The sequence below is a fragment of the Ottowia oryzae genome (genome assembly GCF_003008535.1).
Taxonomy (GTDB): Bacteria; Pseudomonadota; Gammaproteobacteria; order Burkholderiales; family Burkholderiaceae_C; genus Ottowia; species Ottowia oryzae.
In genome coordinates this window covers 825,070-848,101 of the sequence record NZ_CP027666.1, presented here as the reverse complement: position 1 = coordinate 848,101, position 23,032 = coordinate 825,070, and the positions used below count along the sequence as shown (strand labels likewise).

Sequence of the window (23,032 nt, the reverse complement as noted above, 5' to 3'; positions counted from 1 at the left end):
GCGGCTCTCTCGGCCAAACCCCAGCCGGCAACGGCACCAACGGCGCCGCGGCCGCCTTGACCGCAGCCGCGACCTGCGGCGGCTCCGGCGGCGATGGCGCGACGCAACCGGCAACCAACACCGATGGCGGCACTGGCGGCGGCGGCGGCGGCGGCTACCAAGGCGGCGCTGCAGGTACTTCCGGTCTAGATGGCACCCTCAGCCGCGCGGCGACAGGCGGCGGCGCAGGCGCATCGTGCTACATCAACACCGGTGCGGTGACCAACGCCAGTTTGGTGGCGACTGGCGGCGGCGCAGGCGCCGTGGTGAACGGCAGCGGTGCCGGTGCAGGTTCTTTCACGGCCACGCCCCTGGCGTCTGTGATGCTGCGCGGCACATGGCCCAGCGACGCGACTGCGGGCGACACGCTGAGCGTCTCCGCAGGGGGCGCCAGCCTGACATCCGCCGCGCTGGCGGGTGGCAACACCACCCAGGGCACCCGCGCGCCGCTGACAGGCACTTCCTTGAGCCTGCCAGCGCCAAGCTACGGCGGCGCAAGCACGTACGCCGCCACCGTGAGCTGCACGGTCAATGGCGCCGCGGCCACGCTGACCGGCACCGCGTTTCCGTACACGCTGAACGTCAGCCCTTCCAGCACCAACATCGTCTGCACCTACACCAGCCGCGTGACGGCCGGCCCCGTCAACCCGGTGCCAACGCTCAACGAATGGGCGCTGGTGCTGATGGCACTGGGCGTGGCGGGCTTTGCCTGGCAGCGACGCAAGACCTTGTCCGACCGCTGAGCAGCCGTCAGGCCTCGGCCCCTGCGCCGAGGCCTGAACTCAACCTAGCGCCAGCCATGCATCGGTGTGGCAGCCGCCGGATCTGCACCTCGCCGACACTCAGCGCCCAGCGTGCCCTGGCGCCCGCAGATCTTGCCAAGCCACCGCGCCCGCCCAGCCCCGCGCGGCGTCGGCCATGGGCACTGGCAGCGTCAAGGATCGCGCCGTGCAGCCTGCCAATGCGGCCTGCAGGGTGGGCGACCATTCCTGCAGCGGTTGGCCCAGGCATTTCAGGCGGGCTTCATGGGCAGCCCAGCGGGCGGCGAATGCTTCGTTTTTTATAGCTTCTGGCGCCCGTCTGGCCTGCGCCAGAGCGCGATTTGATCCTTCGTCCTGCCCCAGGTAGAGCACCGAGAGCCGACGGCGCTCAGCCGCGTCCAGGCCCTGCAGCGCCGCACGATCCTGCAGATCGACGCCGACAGGCCCGCGGTGCCAGGCGACAAGGCTCCAGCCCGCCGCGTGCGCAATGCTCAGGCGCACGGGCGCCAGTTGCGTGGCCCATGGCTCGGCCAATTGATCGCCCGCTTGCTCGGTCACTTGCGCTTGCGCAGACGACGCCCACACTGGGGGCACCGCGCTCACGCGCGGCGCTTGCCCGCGCTGGTTGGTGATCTGAAGGGCGCTGGGCGCGCAGCCCAGCTCAGCGGCCAGCAGCGCCGCCAACGCCGTGCGGCAGGCGAGGCGGGCGGCTTCGCGCTCGGCACGCGCATCGGTGGGCCGCTGCTCGGTGCGCAGGGCCCAGACGCGCGGGCCGTGCGGCACGGGGGCGCCGTCGATGCGGCAGGGCAGCAAGGTGCCGGCGGGGGCTGCGTTCACTACATTTATCATAGCTACCAGCGCTGGCGCACCGTGCGCTGGCAGCCATTCAACCCGCAAGTGAAAGGTGCGGGCCGCGCGATCAGAAATCGACCAGGCTCAGGCCGATGCGGAAGGTGGCGCGCTTGAAGTTGTAGTCGATCAGCGTGTCACCGTAGCCGTAGAAAAGCGACGTGTACAGCCGCAGGCCCGAGAAGGAGTTGCCCAGGCCGTCGCCCACCGATCGCGTCCATTCGATCTTGCCCGAGCCGCGCTTGTTGAAGCCGGTGTACACCGCGCGGATGCTGTTCTTGGAGTCGATGTTCCAGCCCACGGTGAGGTCGCCACGGCCCAGGTAGCGGGTGATGTCGGGGTTGTTGTCCTTCTCGATCGACTCAGACAGGCGCTTCCACAGGCGCAGCTGCACGGTGAAGCGGTCGTCTTTCTCGAAGCCGGTCATCAGGTAGGCGCGGTTCCAGCTGCGCGACAGCGGATCGCTCTGGCCGTTGGACTGGTGCACCAGGCCGACGCCGCTGTAGCGCCACAGCCAGCCGCCCGGCAGCTTGGCGGTGGTGGGGTACACGTAGATCAGCTCAGGCGTGTGATCGGTGTTGCGGAAGGGGCGCGACAGCGTGCTGTTGAACACCTGCCATTCCGACTGGCTGGTGTAGCCGGCCCACAGCGAATCGCGCAGCGTGCCGTCCTTGGGCGTCAGCAGGCCGCTGGCCAGCTTGGTGCGCACGGATACCTGCAGGCGCACCGAGTGCTTGCCGTAGTCGACGGGCACGGTCGCGCTGTTGGCCGGGTTGGGCGAGGTGGGCAGGCGGTTGATCTCGTCGCTGGTGGCGACAGCCACGGTGGTGGGGTAGAAGGCGCGCAGGCCGAAGGTGGGGCAGCTGGAGCCGGATTCCAGCTCCCAGAAGCGCGAGGTGTCCGAGAACTGCCGGTCGCGGCAACCCTGCTCCAGGCCGACCCCGATCACACCGGCCGAGCCCGCGCCGTCGGCCACCGGTTGCGTGGTGGCCAGCGCCGCAGCCACCTGGCCACGCACGGCCGAAGCCTGCGCGCTGGGCGCCACGTTGCGCGCGGGCGAGGTTTCGGCGGCGCGGCTTTTGTCCTCGATGGCCGACAGCAGTTCGTGCTGGCCGCGCGCCCATTGGTCAAAACAGCCCAGGCGTTCGGCGTCGGGTTTGCCCAGGCAGCTTTGCCAGGCGGCGGCGGATTCGGCGCGCTCGGGCACGCCGGCGGGTGCGGGCACCTGCGCCCAGGCGAAGCCGCCGAGGGTCATGCCGACAGTCAGCGGCGCAGCGAAGGTGTGAAAGCGTTTCATGGTTGAAAGTGGTGCGACAGAGGTTGACCCGCACCGCGTGCAGGGCGCCACGGCGGCGGATCGTCGGATGGGGAGGAAGCGGGCGTGGTTCGCGCGGCGGGCTGCATCTGCAACGCCGCGGCGCCCCATCAGCGCATAGTACTTGCGGCAGGCAGGTTGACACCATGGGCCGTGCGCGTCTTTTGGTGTGCACGCCACAGCCGGGCGTGACACCGGTCACACCGCGCGGACACACGGAACGCGCACGCACCCCATCGCCCGGATGTCTCGACGCCTCTCGCCGGTATACACCCTAGCTCCACAGCCGGGCAGTGCCGGGTGGGCGACTCAGCCGCGCCATGGCGCCGCTGGCAGCCCATGCCAGCGCGTACCGGGCGGGATGTTCTCGCCCTTCATCACCAGCGTGAGCGGGCCCAGCTGCGCGCCGTCGCCCACCCGGGCGCCGTACAGCACGGTGCAGCGCGGCCCCAGCGTCACGCGACTGCCGATGCGCACCTCGTCGATCTTCATCACGCGGTCTTCGAACAGGTGCGTCTGCGGGCAGCAGGCGGCATTCAGTTCGCTGTGGTCGCCGATGTGCACGCAATCGAATTCGGTGATGTCGGTGGTGTCCAGGTACACCCCTCGCCCGATGTGCGCGCCCAGCAGGTTGAAGGCGTCGCTCAGCCACGGCGTGCCGCGCAGGTAGCGCAGGAACCACGGCACCGTGATGCCCTCGTACATGTTGGTGGTGGCCTCGGACAGCCAGACAAACGGCGTCCACATCGGCACCGCGCGCTGGCGGTAGCGGCCCACGGCCAGCCATTTGAAGACGGCCACGAACACGAAGGTGGCAAAGCCAAACAGCACGCCGCCCACCGCCAGGTCCAGCGCCACGTCGGCCCAGCGGCCGGCTTCGGCCAGCGGCATCGCGTCCAGCACCAGCGCATAACCCACGGCGATCACCAGCGCGTGCGGCGCGGCGATGCGGAAGGCTTCGACCAGCGCGCGGCCCAGCTTGCGCCAACGCGAGGGGGCGAAGGTCAGGCTTTCGGGGTAGCCGGTGACCACTTCGCGCGCCGGCAGGTGCAGCGGCGGCGAGCCCAGCCAGGTGTCGCCGGGCTGCATGGTGGCGTTGCGCGGCACGGCGCTCATCACGCCGATCAGCACGTTTTCAGGGATGGTGGTGCCGTCGGGCACGTAGGCGCCGTTGCCGACGAAGCTGCGGCGCGACACCACGGTGGGCTTGACGGTCATCCAGCCGCCGTCGATGTGCTCGTCGCCCAGCATCACCGCATCGGCGATGAAGCATTCGTCGCCCAGCGTCAGCATGTCGGGCACCACGCCCAGGGCGGTGGACAGCTCGGTCTCCTTGCCTACCTTCGCGCCCAGCAGGCGGTACCAGCTGGCGGAATACACCGTGGCGTAGATGCCGTGCAGCACGGCCAGGCTGGATTCCTGGATCTGGTTGACCAGCCACTTGGCCAGGTAACGGTTGCTGTGCACCGGCCAGGTGCCGGCGCGCATCCTGGGCAAAAAGGCCCAGCGGATCAACGCCGACAGCAGCGCCGTCGCCAGAATGAACACCAGGCTGGCCGGCAAAGCCAGCAGGAAGAACTTGGCCAGCCGCAGCGCAAACGCCTGCCAATCGCTGATGGTGCCCGCGTCCACCAGTGGGCGCACCGAAATGCTTTCGACGTCCAGCGCGTCGATCAGCAAGAAGGTGGGAAACACCGGCATGAAGAACAGCACCGCAATGGCCAGCCCGCCCAGCACGAAGAAGGTGACTTCGAGGGCGTGCCGCATCGCCGAAACCGGTGGGCGCGCCGGCAGCGTAGCGGGGTCGAAGTCGCCCCGCTCGCGCGCAGGCGAGCCGTGCCAGATCTTGCGCGGCGGGATTTCCTGGCCCTCGCGCAGCGAAGATTGCCCTTCCAGGTGCGCGTACTCGCCGATGCGCGTCGCGCCTTCGATGGTCACGTACGAGCCGATGCACGCATTCGCACCGATGTCGATACGGTTCAGGTGCAGCATGCCCCCGGCCACGCTGGCGTTTTCCAGCATGACCACGTTGCCGATGCTGGCGCCCTCACCCACCGACACCAGCTCGGGCACGCGCACGGTGACCGAGCCCAGGTTGACCTCCGGCCCGATGCGCGCGCCCAAAGCGCGCAGCCAGGCCGAATACAGCGGCGAGCCGTTGATCATGTACGCGGGCACGGCTTCGATCAGCCGGTCGGCCAGCCACCAGCGGTAGTACGTCCAGCCCCACAGCGGGTAGCTGCCGGGCTTGAGCCGCCCGGCAATCAGCCACTTGCCGGCCCACGCCACCACGAATTCCAGCAGCGTGGTGGCCACGAACGCCAGCACCGACATGCCAATGGCCCGCAGCACCGAATCGTCCGGGTCGCCCGTGTAGAAGTGGTAGGCAAAGAATGGCGCCAGCCACTGCGCCATCTTCAAAGTCACCAGAAACGGAATGGCCACGCCCTGCGCCAGCCCGCAGCGCCAGCGCCGCCAAGCGCTGTGCAGCACAAAGGGGCGTTCGGCGCCGGCCTGCGCCGTGTCGACCATGCCTGCCTGCAGGCTTTGCGCGATCAGCCCAATGCGGCGGTTTTGGTAGATGTCGGCCACCGTCGCCTGCGCAAAGCGCGGGTCTTGCCGCAGCGCGGAGATGACGCGCGCCGCAAACAGCGAATGGCCACCCAGGTCGCTGAAGAAATCCAGCTCGCGCCGGATGGGCTGGCCGGGAAAGAGCTGCGCCAGCGCGGCGAACAGCACCTCTTCGGCCGGGCTTTCGGGCCGGTCACCGCCCTCCACGGGCGCGGCCTCGCTCAAGGCCTGCGCCTTCAGCACCTTGCGGTCGATCTTGCCGGACGACAGTCGCGGCATGGCCGACAGCGCCTCGAAACGCGCCGGCACCATGTAGGGCGGCAGGCGTTCGGACAGCCCATCGCGCAGGGCGCGCACCGCAGGCGGCGTATCGCCCGAGGGCACATAGAACGCGACGAGCTGGTCCATGCCCGCCTCGTCCTTGCGCAGGATGACGGCGGTGGTGCCCACGCCGGGCTGCTCGGCCAGCACCGCCTCGATCTCGCCCAGCTCCACGCGAAAGCCGCGAATCTTCACCTGGTCGTCCGCGCGGCCCAGGCACTGCATCTGCGGCGTGCCTTCCACGGTCTCGACACGCGCCAGGTCGCCTGTGCGGTACAGGCGCGCCTCGTCGGCGTTGCGCGCCCAGGGGTTGGGCAGGAATTTTTCGGCCGTCAGATCAGGCCGGCCCAGGTAGCCTGCGGCCACGCCGGGGCCGGTGATGCACAGCTCACCCGTCTCGCCGAACGGCAGGATCTTGAGCGGCGGCACCTGGCCACCGACGATGCTGTCGGCATCGATCACCTCGATCACCAGCAAGCCGTAATTGGGCAGCGGCTCGCCGATGGTGACCGGCTCGCCCGCGCGCAGCTCGGCCAGGCTGGCCGACACGGTGGCCTCGGTCGGGCCGTAGGTGTTGAACATCTGGCGGCCGGGCGTGGCCCATTTGTCGACCAGCGCCTGCGGGCACATCTCGCCGCCCAGGTTGATCAGGCGCAGCCCCGGCACGTCCTGCGCGAACAGCGCCAGCAAGGTGGGCACGGCGTGCAGCACGCTCACGCCATGCTCGATCAGCGCGCGCGGCAGCGCCTCGGGGTCGCCGGCCAGGGTCTTGGGGCCGATCCACAGCGTGGCCCCCACCAGGTAGCTGATCCAGATCTCCTCGAAGCTCATGTCGAAGGCGACCGAAAAGCCCTGGTACACCACATCGTCCTCGCGCACGCCCAGGCGCGCGTTTTCGCTGCGCAGAAAGTGGCAGATGCTGGCCTGCGTGATGGCGATGCCCTTGGGCTTGCCGGTGGAGCCGCTGGTGTAGATGACGTAGGCCGTGTGCGCGGGCAGCGCGCCCGCGCGGCGGCGCAGCGGCGTGCCCTCGGGCAGCGGCGCCAGCAGCTGCTGCGCCGTCAAAATCTGGGCCGAAATGCCCGTTTGCGCTTGTATGGCCTGCGCCGAATGCTCCTCGATCAATAGCGCCTTGGCGCTCGCGTCGTCCAGGCAAACGGCGATGCGCTCGCTCGGCACGTCGGCGTCGAAGGGCAGCCAGGCGGCGCCGGTCTTGGCGATGGCCAGCTGCAGCACCAGCAGCTCGACGCCGCGCGGCAGCCACAGCCCCACCATGTCGCCGGGCCGGATGCCGGCCCCGATCAGCCGGTGCGCGGCCAGGTCGGCGGCGGCGTTCAGCGCGCCATAGGACAGGCGCCGGTCACCGAAGATCAGCGCCGTCTTGTCGGCCACGCGCGCGGCGGTGGCTTCAAACACGTCGGCCAGGATTTCGGCGCGCAGCAGGTCCGGCCGGTCGGGTCCGTGGAGTACGTAGGAGGGGGGCATGACAAAGGGCGCGGGCGGCGGGCCGCCGGTCGGGGCGCAAAGGGCTGGGGCTATCACGCGCCACACGGCGGCGTGGTGGACACAAAGAAAAAGAACCGGGCGCGCAACCGCGCGCGCCGCGAGCGGCGATTGTGCGCTGTCCGCGCCGCGGTCCGGCTGACAGCGAGTGGCCGCTCACGCGCCCGCACTGGCGACAGCGGCCAGCAAGCTACAGTGCGGCCCCATGTCGGATGTCTCTGCGGCGCCTGCGCCCACCCCTTTGCTGTTTCGCCTGGCCGGCGTGCGCCGGCGCGTGGTCTACGTGGCCCTGTACGAGCTGATCGCCATGGGCGTGGTCACGCTGGCCTTCATGGCCAGCGGCGAGGCGGCGGCGCACGCCGGCGGCGTGGCGGTGGGCAGCTCGCTCATCGCGGTGGCCTGGAACCTGCTGTTCAACGCCCTGTTCGAGCGCTGGGAGGCGCGCCAGCCGGTGCGCGGGCGCAGCGCGCGCCGGCGCGCGGCGCACGCCATCGGCTTCGAGGGCGGGCTGGCGCTGCTGCTGGTGCCCTTCATCGCCTGGTGGCTGGGCGTGAGCCTGTGGCACGCGCTGGTGGCCGACCTGGCGCTGCTGCTGTTCTTTCTGGTCTACACCTTCGGCTTCACCTGGCTGTTCGACCGCCTGTTCGGCCTGCCGGCCAGCGCCGGCTGAGGGGGGTGACCGCCGCCCCGTCACAGGGTTGAGGCAAAGACCACCGCTTTTCAGAGCAGGCTGGCCTGATCGGCAGCACTGGCCAGCGGCCGCAGCCGCGCGAAATCCAGCAGTTCCGCCAGATGCGCGCCCTGGCCCTGCCAGTCCTGCACCATGTCCTCACCCAGCAGCACGTAGTTCCACGGCAAGCCCTGGCGCTGCTGCGGCGCCAAGCCGTTGATGCGCTCGCACCACGCCACGGCGGCGCGCAGCTTGCGCTGCACGTTGGGGTGCGTGGTCTGCTGCTGCGCCTTGGTTTCCACCAGATAGATGCCCGCCGCCGTGCGCACCAGAAAGTCGGGGCAGTAGAAGGCGGGCAGGCCGTCTTCCTTCACGTAGCGCAGGCGCGCGAACGGGTGGCGCGTTTCGCTGATCTTGCAGAAGGCCAGCACCTGGCTGTCGGCCTGCGCCCAGTGGATGAGCGCCTTCTCCAGCCCGCCGTTGCGCGCGGGCCAGCCCAGGCGGGTGTAGATGCATTTGCCCACGGCCACCGAATGCGCCTCGCGCACCATCAGGCGCGGCGTTTCGCTCAACCAGCGCGCATGCACTTCCGTTTGGCCGGTGGTCTGCGTCTGCGCGGATTCCAGCAGCGCCACGGCAAACACCTTGGTGATGTGGTCCACCACGGGCTGCAGCAGCAACAGGCGCCAGTTCTCATGCTCCAGCGGGTTGAAGGCTTCGCTGAACAGCTGCGTCCACACGTAGTCGTCCAGCCAGCCCGTCAGGTCCGCCGTGTGCACCTGCAGGTAAGGCTTGGCCAGGTGCGTGGCGATCTTGTTGCCCTTGGGCAGCGGCTCGCTCAGGGCCTGGCTGATGCGCCGCGTGAGCCGCGCCAGATAGTCGTTGTAGCCCGCCACATTCATCACCGCGCCCGCCACGCGGTAGTCTCCAAACAGCGTGGCGCTTTGCAAATCCTGCGAGATGAACACGTCGCCCTTGCCCAGCAGCGTGGCCAGTTGCTCACGCGGCATGGCCGTGAAGGCGGGCAGTGCGGCCACGTCGAGCGCGGCGTGGCTGTCTTCTTCAGCCGCCTCGCGCAGGATGAAGGGAATGCCGAAGTCGAACGCCTCGTAGCCCTCGCGCAGTTCGGCGGCGATCACGTCGCCCGTGCTCGACGTGCTGTCCATCGCCTCGTCCGTGGTGCCCGCCAGCCCTTCTTTCAACAGTTCGTCATAGAACGACTGGAACGCCGGGTGCTCCACGATGGAAAGCACATCCAGCAGGCTCCCGGGCTCCTGTCCGGCGGCGATGCGCTCGCGGTTCTCGCGCTTGAGGTCGCCGTATTCCGCCTCGCGCCACATCAGCCGCAGGCCCCGGCCAATCGTCTGCTCCAGCAGAATCTGCGCCTGCGACGAGCGCAGCGGCACGATCACGCAGATGTTGTTCACGTCGAAGCCCTCGCGCAGCATCAGCACGCTGACAATCACGCGCGGCGTGGCGTGCCTATCGACGTTGAACAGCCGCTCGCGCACCGGCGCCCAGTCCTTCTCGCCCAGTTCGGCTTTCTTGCCCGAGTCGATGGTCATCACCTCGTCCTCGTGCAGCCCTTCCTGCTCCTGCAGAAACTGCGCCACCAGCGGCGACACGGTGGTGTCCTCGCACACCACCAGCATCTTGGGGTGGCGCGTGGGGTCGATGCGGGCAAAGTCCGCTTCCAGCTTGCGCAGCTTGTGCAGGCCCGCGCGCAGCATCACGCGCTGGCCCTCGCTGAGGGCCGGGTTGCCCAGCTCGTCACGCTCTGCCTTGAACTCAAGGGGCAGCGCGCCCACCTCCTTGCGCCGGTCCAGCACCAGCGACTTCACCAGCCCGGCGCGCATGGCGCTTTGCAGGTCGAAATCCACCACGATGTGCGGGAAGTACAGCTTCTTCTTGTTCCGGCCACTGCCCACGTCGTTGTACGGCGTGGCTGAAAAGTCCACCTGCACGAAGCGCCGGCCCTTGGCGGCGGCGATGCGGCTCAGGCTCTTTTGCCACTCCACCTCCGTCACCTCGCCCTCGCGCTTGAACTCGTGGATGTGGTGCGCCTCATCGTTGAACACCATCAGCTCCGGCAGCGCGGCCAGAAACTCCAGCACGTTACCGCGCGCATAGCGCCGGTCCAGCACCTCCAGGCTGTTGCCCGTGGCGCGGCCAGGCGCCAGCGGCAGCACGGCGGCGGCCACGGCATGCGCGGGCAGCAGGGCGCCAGGCGCCTCCACGGCATCGGCGTCCTCCACCTCATCCACCGCATCCCCCTCCGCCAGCAAATGCCAGTTGGTGATGGCGATCATGCCGTTGCCCGTGGCCTTCAGGCCGATCTCGTCCTTGGCGCACACGTTGCCGCGCACGAAGGCGAACACCGCCTCGCGGTGCGATTCGGGGACGAACAGGTCGGCAAACTTCATCACGTCCGATTGGCCGAAATCCCTTGCCCCACTTGCGCTGCCTGCTATCAATTTTCCGCAAAAGGCATCCAGCAGCCGCTCGTACACGATCAGCCCCGGCGCCACCACCATGAACTGGCGCGTGAAGCGCGCATCGTCCAGCCCCTGAGCCAGTGCTGCGTTCTTGTTCAGCAACTGCCAGATCAGCAGCGCCTGCAGCACCCAGGTCTTGCCCGTGCCCGTGGCCATCTTGAAGCAGTACTTGGGGTGTGCATGCTTGCCCGCCGACACCTCGGCCAGCCGCGTGCCCGCCAGCAGGGCATCGGGGTCCACCTGGGCGTACAAGTCTTTCAGCGTGGCCGCGCCCAGCACCTCGTGCGCCACGATGGCGTTCAGGATCGCCTGCCGCTGCCCGGCGTGAAAGTTCATCCAGCCCCGCGCATCCACCATGTCCTGGCCAAACCACCAGTGCAGCAGCTCGGCTGTGGTGGGGGTCACCAGCTCCAGCAGGTCGGCGGCGCCATGTTCCAGGCCCAGGGAAAGTTGCTGGGTGCGGGTGGTGAGGGCGGCAGAAAGCGCCAGGGGGTTCTCAGCAATCGAAGGCATGAAGGGCCGTCCAAAAAATGTGCATGTGAAAATTGGCGCCATGCCGCACCCGCCCCCGCCACCCCGCACGCCCTGGGGCGCCTTTCCCGACGTGCTGATTCACGCCAGCGAATCGGCGGTGAAGCAGCACCCGGCGTACTGGGCGGCCAAGACAGGGAGCGGCGCCGCCGCTTTGGCGCTGGTCAACGACACGATGAGCGATCAAGCCAATCAGCGTTTGTTGAACCTGATGCAAGGACACGTGCCGACGCTGGTCAGCGCCCATGCCTATGAGCGAGAAGGCGTCAATGCCATTCCCGAAATCTTTGCCGACGAACTGAGCAAGACTTTGAGCTGGCCCGTGGACAACGGCGTGCTGCAAATCAATGCCGTGGGCCACACGGGGGCAGATGGCTTTTCGCGCCTGGCGCGGCAGGCCCGGTTCGCCGGAGCCGTCCAGCCGGGCGGTGAATATGTTCTGGTGGACGACTTCATCGGCATGGGCGGCACGCTGGCGAACCTCAAGGGCCACATCGAGTCGAACGGAGGCCGCGTGCTGGCGGCGGTTGTGTTGACCGGCAAACCCCATTCGGCCAAACTGGCCCTCACGCCCGAGCGCCTGCATGAACTGAGGACAAAACATGGAACTGAACTTGAACAATGGTGGATCGAGCGATTCGCTCACGCCTTCGACGCGCTTACTGAATCAGAAGCTCGGTACCTTGCAAGGACCGAGGGAGCTGACACCATCCGAAATCGAATTGCTGCTGGCCAGCAAGCGTGAATTGGCGGCGCTGGCGTTTGCCACGCCCACGCGCGCCGGTGCATGCAAACTCGCGCCGTCCGCTTGAGTGCAGCAGCACACACTCATCTCACTTCGACGGTCGTCGCCACTTCCGCCTCGAACCCAAACACATCCACCACCCGCACACACACCCTGCGCGGCCCGTGCTTGGCTGGAACGGTCAGCACCGCCTGCGTCACCACGCGCAGCGGATCGGCATCGTTGGCGGCGTTGCCCCGGTAGTCCTGCCAGACCGAGCGGAACACCTGCCCGTCGTAGTCTGGGTCCACCGCCCAGTATTCGATCAGCGCCAGCGGCTCGGCATTGGCCACCGCTTGCAGCTTGGCGCGGTTGGCGTCGTCCAGGTTGATGGCCTCGGGCGACAGCAGCACGTAGTTCTTCAGGCGCACCGTCAGTGTTTCCTCACTTCCGCGCACAGTGTGTTCGATGGGGTGCAGCGTCAGGTATTGCAGGCTGGAAAAGCGCACCTGACCGCGCAGTTTCTCCACGCTGTTGCCCTTCTTGCGCAGGCGGTCCAGCAGGTCGGGGGGGATCACCAGCACCTCCAGCCGGTCGTCGTTAAGGGCGGTGATGGTTTCGCCAATCGAGGGCTCGAAGTTCCAGCCCAGCACCACCACGCGGTCCCAACCACCCAGCAGGTTGTCGCGCTGGGCGATGGCTTTCTTCAGCGTGGCCGCGCCCGTGAGTTTGTTGGGCGAATCGGCCAGCACCAGCGTCTTGCTGCCGCGCCGCCCGCCCAAATCGACGCCCGTGATCTGGCCTAAGTTGCGCTGCGGGTTGGCCTCGGGCGGCAGGGGCAAGGCGCCGTAGAGCGAGAGCACGATTTGCGACAGGTCGCCGATGCGGAAATCGCGCTTGCCGAAATGGGTCTTGGCGGCTTCGACTTGGTAATCGCCGATGGCTTGGTAGTAGAAAGGTTTGGACTCCTGGTCGATCATGCGCTTGCGCATAATCATGCAGGCGGGTTTTCCGATATCGGATGTAATCCAGCGACGACCGAGTTTTTCGGCGACGGCGGCGGTGGTGCCAGAGCCTCCATTGAAATCTGCGACAACACCGCTTGCAGGGCATGAACTGGCAATAACTCTTTCTAGGAGTGCTGACGGCTTTTGTGTGCTGTAGTCTATGCGCTCCATTGATTGGGATGCGACAGGATTTATGTCACTCCAAATGGACTGAAGAGGGATTCCCTTCATTTCATCGAGGTATCTTTTGTACCTCGGAATTCCTCCTTCCTTTTTAGGCCACGCAATTCTTCCTGCTGCATCTAATTCGTCGAGTCTTGCAATCTGGAACTTCCAATGATTGCCCCGTAAATTCGGGTCAATTCCGCGCCATGGCATCCCAGAAGAGCCATTCCGTACACCGGCTGCCATCAAATCACTAAGCGTATATCGGCGTCCTGTCCCTTCTTCAATGTTTCGATATGCTGTCTCAAGATAGCTGGATTCGTATTCTCCGTATTGCGTCTCGAAGTGAAGGTTTTCTGATTTTGAGAAGAAGAAAATCACATCGTGAATATGGTTGTATGTCTCCGAATCGCTGCGGGCAGATGTTCTTTTCCAAATTAACTCATTCTGAAAATTTTCTCGTCCAAACACCTCATCCATCACCAGCTTCACGTAGTGCCCTACATGCCAATCCAGATGCACATAAATCGACCCGGTATCCGCCAATAATTCCCGCATCAAAATCAATCGCGGGGTAATCATCGCCAGATACGACGCCGTGCCGTCCGCCCAGGTATCCGAATACGCAAACTGCTCGATCACCGTGGGCCGCTGCTCCAGTTCCACGCCGGGCAGGGTGACCTTGGTGCGGTAGTCGGCCTTGCTGTCGAACGGCGGGTCGATGTAGATCAAATCCACCTTGCCGCGCAGGCTGGGCGTGTGCTCGTCGCCCGCCAGCAGCGCGGCCATAGCCAGCAGGTTGTCGCCGTAGATCAGGCGGTTCATCCACGGGGCATCGCCGCCGGGCGCAGCACCCAGCGTGGCCTGCGCACTGCCCAGCAGGCTGGCCTGGCCGGGCGCAAACACCTCTTGGTGCGCAGCACGCTTTTGTGCCATCACCCAGTCCTGCGCGGCGCTGTCGCGGGCGGGCAGCACCACTTCGCGCGTCTGCAGGCGCACGCGCTGGCGGGTTTCCAGGCTTTCGAGGATGCGTTCGGCTTGCTTGCGCCCGTTGGCGACGATGTCGGAGAGTTGTTCGAGGAGGGACTTGGGCATACGTCAGTCGACTTTTGTCGCCTGAAAAGAAACACAGAACGTCAACTGTAAGGGACATCCAGACCCACACCCCATGCCCACTAGACGGCATGGATGAGAAGCAAGAGTTCAGTGCGCGGTTGCGCGCGGCGCTGGAAGCGCGGCGCGTAGCGCCCAGCGCTGCAGTGCTGGAACGTGGGTTCAACCGCGAATGGGCGGGTGCTCCGATTCAGCGGCAAACGGCCTGGAAGTGGCTGAACGGACAGTCCATTCCCCAACAGGACAAATTGCAGGTGCTGGCCCATTGGCTCAAGGTAGAGCCGCACCAGTTGCGCTTTGGCGACCGGAATTTGAGACGTCTGCGCGCAGAACAGAAACGCTGGGACGAAGGCGTGGGCTACCTGGAGCGCGAGACTTTCGACGCCTTCTTGCAACTGCCGGCCCCGCAGCGCAAGCTGATCCGCGAGGTAATCCTGACCTTCGCCAAGGTGCACGGGCCGCAGCGCGGCGGCGATGGCGGCGCCGAGGATCTTTAGACGTTTTCAGGCGCTGGTGCCCGTCCATAAAGCGCGAGTAGCTATCAAAATAGGAATCAACCCCGTGCCATCGGCCAGCGCACAATGGCGCCATGCTGCAACTGACCGACATCCAACAAGCCGCCGAACGCCTGCGAGGCCAGGTGCTGAACACCCCCTGCGTGGAATCGCGCACGCTGTCGCAGCTGACCGGGGCGCAGGTGTTCCTGAAGTTCGAGAACCTGCAGTTCACCGCGTCGTTCAAGGAGCGTGGTGCGCTGAACAAGCTGGCGCAGCTGACCGCGCAGGAGCGCGCACAGGGCGTGATCGCCATGAGTGCGGGCAACCACGCGCAGGGGGTGGCGTTTCACGCGCAGCGGCTGGGCATTCGCGCGGTGATCGTGATGCCGCGCTTCACGCCAGGGGTGAAGGTGGCGCGCACGCGCGGCTTTGGCGCCGAAGTGGTGCTGCACGGCGACACGCTGGACGCAGCCAGCAGCTATGCGCGCGAACTGGCGGCCGAGCAGGGGCTGACCTTCGTGCACCCGTTCGATGACGAAGCCATCATGGCGGGCCAGGGCACGCTGGCGCTGGAGATGCTGGCGCAGCAGCCCGGGCTGGACACGCTGATCGTGCCGATCGGCGGCGGTGGGCTGATCAGCGGGGTGGCTACCGCCGGGAAGGCGATCAAGCCGGGCATTCGCATCGTGGGGGTGCAGACGCAGCGCTTTCCGGGCGCGGTGAACGCCGTCACGGGCAGCACGCACCCGCGCGGCGAAAGCACCATTGCCGAAGGCATTGCCGTCAGCGCGCCCGGTGCGCATTGCCTGCCGGTGATCCGCGACTTGGTGGACGAGCTGCTGCTGGTGGACGAAGGCGACGTGGAACAGGCCATCGTGATGCTGCTGGAGATCGAGAAGACGCTGGCCGAAGGCGCGGGCGCCACGGCGCTGGCCGCGCTGGTGCGCCACCCCGAACGCTTTGCCGGGCGCAGGGTGGGGCTGGTGCTGTCGGGCGGCAACATCGACCCGATGCTGCTGGCGGCGATCATCGGGCGCGGCATGGTGCGCTCGGGCCGGCTGGCGCGCATCGTGGTGAACACGCGCGATGTACCGGGCTCGCTGGCGCGGGTGACGGCGCTGGTGGCGCAGGCGGGCGCCAACGTGCAGGAGATTCACCACCAACGCGCCTTCACGCTGCTGGCAGCGCAGCACGTTGAGATCGAGATGGTGCTGCAAACACGCGATGCGGCGCATGTGCAGGAACTGCTGACGGCGCTGAACGCGCAGGGCATGCAGGCGCGGCTGATGGGGTGACTCAGACGGTGCGCGCCGCGGCCAGGCACGTCGACGTTCTATAGAAAAAATTGGCTCCCAGCGCTTGCGCCACCAGCGCTGGCAGCTATCAAAATCAAAGCAATTTCAAGTACAACTCAGCGCCGCGCCACGGGCAGCGTGAAGCTGAACACGGTGCCGCGCGGCACGTGGGCGCGGTGGGCGATGGCGCCGCCGTGCTGCTCCACCACCGTGCGGCACAGCGACAGGCCCAGCCCCATGCCTTCGGTTTTGGTGGTGAAGAACGGCGTGAACAGCGCCTGGGCCACCTCTTCGCTGATGCCGGTGCCGGTGTCGGCCACGCTGAACAGCACCGCGTCGCGCGTCTGGCCGGGCTGCGCGGGCACGCGCTGGGCGGCCAGCGTGAGCCGGCGCTCGCCGGGCACCTCCGCCATGGCCTGCATCGCGTTGCGCGCCAGGTTGAGCAGCGCCTGCTCGATCATGGTGGGCTCGCACCAGACATCCGGCAGATCGGGCGGCACGTTCAGCTGCACCTTCACGCGCAGCTTGTGCGCCTGCAGGTGCACCAGCGGCAGGATGGCGTCGAACAGCGCGTAGGGCGCCACCGCGTGGCGCGTGGTGGTGCGGCGGCGCACCAGGTCGTGCACGCTGTTGATGACCTTGCCCGCGCGGCCAGCTTGCTCGGCGATGCGCGACAGCGCCACGCGCACGTCGTTCATGGTGGCATCGCGCGCCGTGGCGGCGCCTTCGGCGTCCAGCAGGTTCAGCGAACCGGTGGCGTAGCTGGAGATGGCGGCCAGCGGCTGGTTCAGCTCGTGGCTCATGAGCGACGCCATCTCGCCCACGGTGGCCAGGCGCGCGCTGGCCTGCAGGCGCTCATGGCTGGCGCGCGACAGCTCTTCCGCGCGCCGCTGCGCGGTCAGGTCCAGCACGGCGCCCATCCAGCCGGTGTGGCCGCCCTGCGCGGTGATCAGCGGCGCCTCGATGATCAGCACCGGAAAGCGCGTGCCGTCCTTGCGCATGAAGACCGATTCGACCCCCTCGCGCGGTGGCATTTCGCCCGCGCGGCGAATGGCCTGGCGGTGGCGGAACTCGTGCGCGTTCTCGGGCGGCCAGTAGGGCGCGGGCGTGGGCTGGCCGATCAACTCCTGCGCGCTGTAGCCCACCATGTCGCAGAACGCCGGGTTGACGTAGGTGATGGTGCCGTCCAGATCGCGCGCGCGCAGGCCGGTGACGAGCGAGTCCTCCATCGCCTTGCGAAACGCCAGCGCCTGCGCCAGCCCGGCCTCGGCCAGCTGGCGGCGCCGGAAGTCGCGCACCAACAGCACCAGCACGGTGACCAGCGCGATCGACAGCAGCGTGACCAGCGCCGTCAGCACGTTAGGAAAAACGTCGGGCGGAGGGCGCCCGCCCTCCATGCGCAGCATCATGGCGTTACCCGGCAGGTCGAGGATCTGCTGGGTCACGAACAAGCGTGCGCCGCGGCGCGGGGCGCCCACCACGGCCAGGCGCGTGCCGTCCAGCTCGGTGAAGGCCACCAGCTGGCGGCGCGTGAACTGCGGCCCGAGCATGTGCGAAATCACCCCCGCCAGCGAATAAGTGGCCACCAGATAGCCCACGCGCCGTGGCCCCTGCATCAGCGGCAGGCACAGCGCCATCACCTCTTCACCTACGCCGTTGTCGCGCGTCACGAAATGGCTGGGGGCGTAGGCTGGGCCACCGAGGTTGCGTGCGCTGGTGCAGGCTTGCGCGGCGCCCATGTCGGCTTCGCCCCTGAGCCGCTCATCCACCGCACCCAGGCGCGGGTAGTAAGGGCTGTCGGACATGGCCAGCACGCCCAGGGTGGGTGATCGCCATTCCAGGCGCAGCCATTCGCGGTGGTTTTCAAGCAGCTTGTGCGCGGCCGTGCGCCATTCGTCCTCGCCGCCCGGTATGGCGCTCAGGCCATGCAGATCCTGCACGTTCAGCGCAAAGCCGTTGCGCAGCACCTGCAAGGCGTCGGCGTTGTCGCGCTCCAGCGCGCGCTGAACCTGGTCGATCTCGTGGCCGCGCGCCAGCCAGACCAGCACCCCCAGCACGACCAGCACCAGCAGCGACAGCAGGCCCCACAGCATCCAGCGCCGCCACACGCTGCGCAGCCAGCGCAGTGCCAGGCTCAGCGACACGCGCCCAGGCGCCAGCGCGCGGCGATCGGCCGGGGGCGCGCTGGCGTCCATCCTCTCAGAGCACGCGGTGCGACAGGGCCGGCAGCTGCGCGCGGCGCGCGGCCAGCTCAGCCGGCAGCAGCTCAGCCAGCACCACGCCCGCGCCTTCGGCACGGCTGTTCAGCACCTGGCCCCAGGCATCCACCACCATGCTGTGGCCCCAGGTGCGACGGCCGTTCTCGTGCAGGCCGCCTTGCGCGGCGGCCACCACGCCGCAGAGGTTTTCAATGGCGCGCGCGCGCAGCAGCACCTCCCAATGCGCCATGCCGGTGACGTGGGTGAAGGCGCTGGGCACCAAGAGAAGATCGGCGCCCTGCGCGGCGTAGGCGCGGTACAGCTCGGGAAAGCGCAGGTCGTAGCACACGCTCATGCCCACCTTCCAGGTGTGGCCGTCGCGAGAGGGCAGATCGAACAGCGTCGGCGTGCGCCCGGCGGCCAGCACGGCGGCTTCGTCGTACACGCGAGTGCCGTCGTCAAAGCGGAACAGGTGGATCTTGTCGTAGCAGGCGACGCGCTCGCCACTCGGTGCAAAGGCCAGCGAGGCGTTGCGCACACGGCGCGGGTCGGCGGGCTCGCGCGACAGCGGCAGCGTGCCGCCGACGATCCACAGGTCGAGTTCGCGCGCGGTGGCCGCCAGCCAGTCCTGAATGGGCCCGCCGCCCAGCGCCTCTTGCAGGGCCAGCTTGTCGGTGTCCTGGCGGCCCATCACGCAGAAATATTCGGGCAGCACGGCCAGTTCGGCCCCGCCGCGGGCCGCTTCGCTCAACAAGGCGTGGGCCGCGCGCAGATTGTCGGCCACCGAGGTGCACGACACCATTTGAATCGCCGCGAGTTTCATGACGTCGCCTCCATCGCCGCATTCTGCGGCAGCTGCGAGCGCTGCGCCTCCGATGCGGCGGGCGCGGGTTCTGAAGCGGCGGGCGCTGGCGGGCTGGCGGCCGCGCCCGCACGCCCCTTGATCTGCGTGACCTGCGGGTCGGCCCAGGTGCCGCCCACATGGAATTCGCGCGTGGCGGCCTTGATCAGCGGCTGCTTGAGCACCAGCTGCGCGATGAACGCGCCAATGCCGATGGCCGGGTGGATGGCCGTGGCCGCCAGCGCGGCCGTGCCCGCGTCGATCTCGGGCACCACCACCACGCGCAGGTTCTGGGTTTCGTGGTCGATGTCGGCGCTGCCGTCCATCAGCACGGCCGCGTTCACGCCTTTCATCTGCAGGTTGTTGGTGGTGGCCGCACCGCGGTCGAGCGACACATCGCCGCGCACGTAGTCGAACGCGAAGCCCGCGCTGAACAAGTCGCGGAAATCCAGCGTCAGGCGCCGGGGCAGCGCCTGCAGGCTCAGCACGCCCAGAAGCTTGCCGATGCCAGGCTCGGCCTTGAGGAACTGCCCCGCGCCCACGTCCAGGTGCAGCTTGCCGCTCAGCGTGGGGTAGTGCGGCGCCGAAGGCGCGCCCATCCACGCCAGCTCGCCCGCCACCGTGCCCTTGCCACGCGCCACCACGTCGGGCATGTCGAAGCGCTTGAGCAGCGCGCCCGCGTCGCGGATATCGACCTTGAGATTCAGCACAGTGCGGCGGCGATCGTCCGCAGCGCGCGGCCCGCGCGGGTCGACCGACAGCGCAGGCGCGCGCACGCGCGTGGCCCAGCGCCCGGTGGCGTTCAACGTGCCTTCGGGCATGGTCAGCGACAAGTGCGTCAGCTCCCAGTCCTGCGGGGTGTCGGCACCCTGGCGCGGTGCGACAACGTCGTGGTTGATGGCCTGCAGTTCCAGGCGACCCAGTTTTTTGCCACGCAGCTCGAAGTCATCGACCACGACGTCGAGCGCGGGAATGTCGGCCGGCGGCTCGCCCACCACGGCAGCACCTTCGCCGGGCGCCGGCGAAGGGATGCTCAGGCGCGCCAGGCGGGCGCGCACCTTGCCGGGGCGGCCCTGGGCGCCTTCGCTGTATTCCAGCCGGCCCGCCAGTTCGCGCGCCTGCACGTCCGCGCGCCACATCGCGCCCGTGCGCGTGCCTGAGGCGGCCACGCCGTGCAGTGTGTGATCGTCCAGCACCAGCTCGCCCACCTTCACCTCCCAGTGGGTGGGCAAATACTCGCTGCCCAGCCCGGCCGACGCGGCGTCGGGCGTACCAGCGGGGCGGGTCAGGCTGGCCAGTACGTCTTCCCACGCGCCGGTTTCCAGCCGCGGCAGCTGAACCCGCGCGCTGACACCGCTGGCCGGCAGCCGGGCGCCGTCGGGTGGCACCGCGCCCAGCGCCAGGGCGCCGCGCAGCACCCGGGCGGGCCTGGCATTGTCCTTTTCGTACGCCACCGACAGCGCGTCGCCCACGCGCAGGCTGAATTCAGACCGATCCTCGCCAAGCGGGCGCGACACATAGCGCAGAGGCCAGCTGACATCCGCCGGCTTGTTGAGCGGCGCTGGCAGGTTCCAGGCCATGCCACGCAGGTCGCTGTTGACCTGCACGTCGGGCTGGCGGCCGCTGAACTGAATCAACACGTCGTACGGCGCGCTGCCGCTGGCGTACTGCGCCAGCGCGGGCAGGGGCGCCCACTCGCTCATGCCGCGCAGGCCATCGGCCGTGGCGACGCCGCGCGCGCGCACCACCACATCCGGCGCGGGCTCGCCCGGCTTGTGGTGCATGCCACCGCTGACCTGTGCCTCGCCCCCCAGCAGTTGAACGCGCACGTCGTGGATGGCAAACCCCGCCTGCGAAAAGCTGACGTCGCCCCGCGCCTGTGCCAGCCGGGGTGAATCCTGGGTGATGCGAAGCTCGTTGCCCTTCAGCGAGACACGTCCTTCCACTTGCGCCTTGTCGATGTGGCTGATGGGCAGGTCCAGCTTCAGGCGAAGCGCGGCTTCGCCAGTGCCTTCGGCCTCGTCCAGCGCGTGGTGGATGAACCCCGTGACCGGCGACGACTTCACGATGCCCAGCGCCGCCGCCAGCGGGCCCCGGCCTTCGCCATCCACCAGCACGCGGGCGTGGTCCAGGTCGGCAATGCCCGCCTGGATCTGCGTGAACTGCCAGCCCGGGTGGCCCTGCACGCGGCCCCGCGCGTCGCGGATCTGCATGCTGGCGTGCTCGAAGATCAGCTCGCCCGAGAGATCCTCCAGCGCCGGCCAGGGCAACTGGCCAGCCGGCTGAATGGCGCGCGGCACGTAGGCCATCGTCACGCCCTGCGTCTTGCCGGCAATGCGAAATTCCGTGCCCGCCGGTGGCTGGTTGGTGGCCACGTGGCGCAGGTCGCCCTTGACCCGCACCTGCACGTCGCGCGCCTCGCCCTTGACGATGGCGTCGCGCACGTAGTGCCGGGCGTCCGCCGGGATGGCCAGCGGCAGGTAGCGGTGCACGCTGGCGCCGTTGGCGCGCGAGAAGCTGCCCTGCAAATCCAGCACGCCGGGAAAGCGCGGCACTTGCTGGCCGTCGCCGGTCTGCCAGGCCGCCTTGAAGCTGCCGATGGCGTCGGCGTTGCGCAGCCTCAGGTCAGCCACCGTCAGGGCGATGCGCTGCCCGTCCCTGCGCCAGTGCGCGGTGGCGGATAGATCCGCCAGCGCGATCTCCGGCTGCTCGAACACGCCCGGAAAGCTCAGGGCACCGCCCTGGATGCTCACACTGGCCTGCCCGCCGCCGGGGCCGACGTCGACGTCGATCGCGGCGCCGCGTACGCCGGGAATCCCGGGCACCGCCTCACCCTTGGCGTCGGCGGGCGCGGGCAGCGCCGCCACCGACAGGCCCGAGAGGCGGCCGCGCACGCGCCAATCCAGCGGCGCCTCCAGCGGCCCATCCCAGCGCGCGTCCAGCGAATCGACCAGCCCTGTCACCGGGTGCTGGCGCAGTCGCTCATGCACGCTGGGCGGCAGCGGCAAGCGCGCGGCAATCTTGTTCAGCGCGCCCAGATCCAGCCGTTCGCCGCCCAGCGTGCCACCGCCCTTGTCGCTGCCCAGCGGCTCGCGGTAGTTAAAGCTGAAGTTGCCGCCCGGCCAGGCCAGGCCGTCGGCATCCACGAACTTCAGGCCCTCGGTGTTCAGCGACAGGCCCCGGCCCTGGTCGCGCCAGTTGACGCGCCCGGTGAGCGAGGCAAAAGCCAGCGGCTCCAGCTGCGGCCCGAAGCTGACCGACACGGCGCCCAGCGCCAGATCGGCCGTGGCGCTGGTCGGTTGGCCCTTGGCCACCCGCGCCCACAGCCGCAACGCGCCCTGCCCCTGGCGCAGGTCCACGCCCCAGTCGGTAGAAAGGTCGGCGTACAGGCGCAGCCGCGACACGTCGGCGTGTGGGATGTCGGCATAGACCTCACCGCCCCAATCCTTCCAATACCCAGCGTGGCGCGAGAAGACCGGCTGGCGAAACTGCCCGATCAGCGTGAAGCGCTCGCCCCAGCCTGCGTCCGGCGTGGCGTCGATGCGCATCTGGTGGCGCCGGCGGCCGTTGCGCACCACCACCTGCACGTCGCTCAGCGCCACGGGCGGCGCACCGCGTTGCTCGTCCACCCAGCGCACCTGGCCGCCGCGCACGATGAACTCGTCCTGCGAAAAAAACCAGTCTGCCGCCCGCGTATCGCCGGCAGCGTCGCCCGACATGTCGATACCGCCCACGCGCACACGGCCTTCGGCGGTGCGCACCACCTCCAGGGTGGGCTGGTCGATGACAAGCTGCGCCAGTTCGCCGCGCACCAGCGACAACACCGAAAACGAGGCGAGCACATGCGCCAGCTGCAAGCCAGCGCGTCCCGTGGGGTCATGCACCTGAACGTCGTGCAGCGACACGGTCGGTGCGAGACCATTCGATTCAACACGCAGCGCGCCAATCGTCACCGGGGCCGAAATGGCGCGCGTGGCCAGCGATTCGAGCCGCGGGCGGAATTCGTCGATGCGCGGCACAATCACCCAGTGGAGGACGATCGCTGCGAGGATCAACAGCGCGATGGCCACGCCCACGAGGCGCGTTACCCAGCGCATCACGACGGCGGCGGCTTGGATGGAGAGCTGGAACAACGGC

At 68.3% G+C, this 23,032-nt stretch carries 13 protein-coding genes; 5 read left to right on the top strand and 8 right to left on the bottom strand.

Annotated elements, in window-relative coordinates:
* Positions 1–56: 56 nt before the first annotated feature.
* A complete protein-coding gene (locus C6570_RS03920) occupies positions 57–782 on the top strand; it encodes an IPTL-CTERM sorting domain-containing protein (RefSeq protein WP_106702053.1) in 726 nt (241 codons plus the stop codon).
* A 99-nt stretch (positions 783–881) separates the two neighbouring features.
* Here C6570_RS03920 and C6570_RS03915 read toward each other — a convergent pair whose 3' ends face one another.
* The 3 genes from C6570_RS03915 to C6570_RS03905 form a co-directional block, all read right to left on the bottom strand.
* The gene (locus C6570_RS03915; protein ID WP_106702052.1) at positions 882–1,637 is read right to left on the bottom strand and encodes a 4'-phosphopantetheinyl transferase family protein; all 756 of its coding nucleotides are present in this window, start codon (positions 1,635–1,637) and stop codon (positions 882–884) included.
* Positions 1,638–1,719: 82 nt separating this feature from the next.
* Positions 1,720–2,946 carry a phospholipase A gene (locus C6570_RS03910; protein ID WP_245896292.1) on the bottom strand — a complete coding sequence of 409 codons (1,227 nt, stop codon included), beginning with the start codon at positions 2,944–2,946 and terminating at the stop codon, positions 1,720–1,722.
* A 327-nt stretch (positions 2,947–3,273) separates the two neighbouring features.
* The gene (locus tag C6570_RS03905; protein ID WP_106702051.1) at positions 3,274–7,341 is read right to left on the bottom strand and encodes a Pls/PosA family non-ribosomal peptide synthetase; all 4,068 of its coding nucleotides are present in this window, start codon (positions 7,339–7,341) and stop codon (positions 3,274–3,276) included.
* 223 nt (positions 7,342–7,564) lie between these two features.
* Between C6570_RS03905 and C6570_RS03900 the strand changes: the two genes are divergently transcribed.
* The gene (locus C6570_RS03900) at positions 7,565–8,029 is read left to right on the top strand and encodes a PACE efflux transporter (protein ID WP_106702050.1); all 465 of its coding nucleotides are present in this window, start codon (positions 7,565–7,567) and stop codon (positions 8,027–8,029) included.
* A gap of 50 nt (positions 8,030–8,079) precedes the next feature.
* Here the strand turns inward: C6570_RS03900 and C6570_RS03895 are convergent, their stop codons facing one another.
* Positions 8,080–11,037 (bottom strand): DEAD/DEAH box helicase family protein, encoded by a 2,958-nt coding sequence (locus C6570_RS03895; protein ID WP_211297641.1) that lies wholly within the window; start codon positions 11,035–11,037, stop codon positions 8,080–8,082.
* Between C6570_RS03895 and C6570_RS03890 the strand changes: the two genes are divergently transcribed.
* Complete coding sequence (locus tag C6570_RS03890; protein WP_245896291.1) at positions 11,036–11,800, top strand: phosphoribosyltransferase; 765 nt, start codon at positions 11,036–11,038, stop codon at positions 11,798–11,800. The genes C6570_RS03895 and C6570_RS03890 overlap by 2 nt on opposite strands.
* A gap of 83 nt (positions 11,801–11,883) precedes the next feature.
* On the opposite strand, the gene C6570_RS03885 is transcribed toward C6570_RS03890, so the two are convergent.
* Positions 11,884–13,740 (bottom strand): site-specific DNA-methyltransferase, encoded by a 1,857-nt coding sequence (locus tag C6570_RS03885; RefSeq protein ID WP_425437920.1) that lies wholly within the window; start codon positions 13,738–13,740, stop codon positions 11,884–11,886.
* A gap of 395 nt (positions 13,741–14,135) precedes the next feature.
* On the opposite strand from C6570_RS03885, the gene C6570_RS03880 reads away from it, so the two are divergent.
* Together C6570_RS03880 and C6570_RS03875 are read left to right on the top strand one after the other, a co-directional pair.
* Positions 14,136–14,561, top strand: a complete 426-nt coding sequence (locus C6570_RS03880; protein ID WP_106702048.1) for a transcriptional regulator — start codon at positions 14,136–14,138, stop codon at positions 14,559–14,561.
* Positions 14,562–14,653: 92 nt separating this feature from the next.
* Positions 14,654–15,856 (top strand): threonine ammonia-lyase, encoded by a 1,203-nt coding sequence (locus tag C6570_RS03875; protein ID WP_106702047.1) that lies wholly within the window; start codon positions 14,654–14,656, stop codon positions 15,854–15,856.
* 116 nt (positions 15,857–15,972) lie between these two features.
* Here the strand turns inward: C6570_RS03875 and C6570_RS03870 are convergent, their stop codons facing one another.
* Genes C6570_RS03870 through C6570_RS03860 form a run of 3 tightly spaced genes read right to left on the bottom strand, consistent with a single transcriptional unit; the run spans position 15,973 to position 23,028 of the window.
* Positions 15,973–18,051: a two-component system sensor histidine kinase NtrB gene (locus tag C6570_RS03870; RefSeq protein WP_106702046.1), complete on the bottom strand. Its 2,079-nt coding sequence runs from the start codon at positions 18,049–18,051 to the stop codon at positions 15,973–15,975.
* A gap of 4 nt (positions 18,052–18,055) precedes the next feature.
* Entirely contained in the window at positions 18,056–18,877 is an 822-nt protein-coding gene (locus tag C6570_RS03865; RefSeq protein WP_106702045.1) for a carbon-nitrogen hydrolase family protein, read from the bottom strand.
* Positions 18,874–23,028 carry a YhdP family protein gene (locus C6570_RS03860; RefSeq protein WP_245896290.1) on the bottom strand — a complete coding sequence of 1,385 codons (4,155 nt, stop codon included), beginning with the start codon at positions 23,026–23,028 and terminating at the stop codon, positions 18,874–18,876. The genes C6570_RS03865 and C6570_RS03860 overlap by 4 nt, the downstream gene beginning before the upstream one ends.
* Positions 23,029–23,032: the final 4 nt, after the last annotated feature.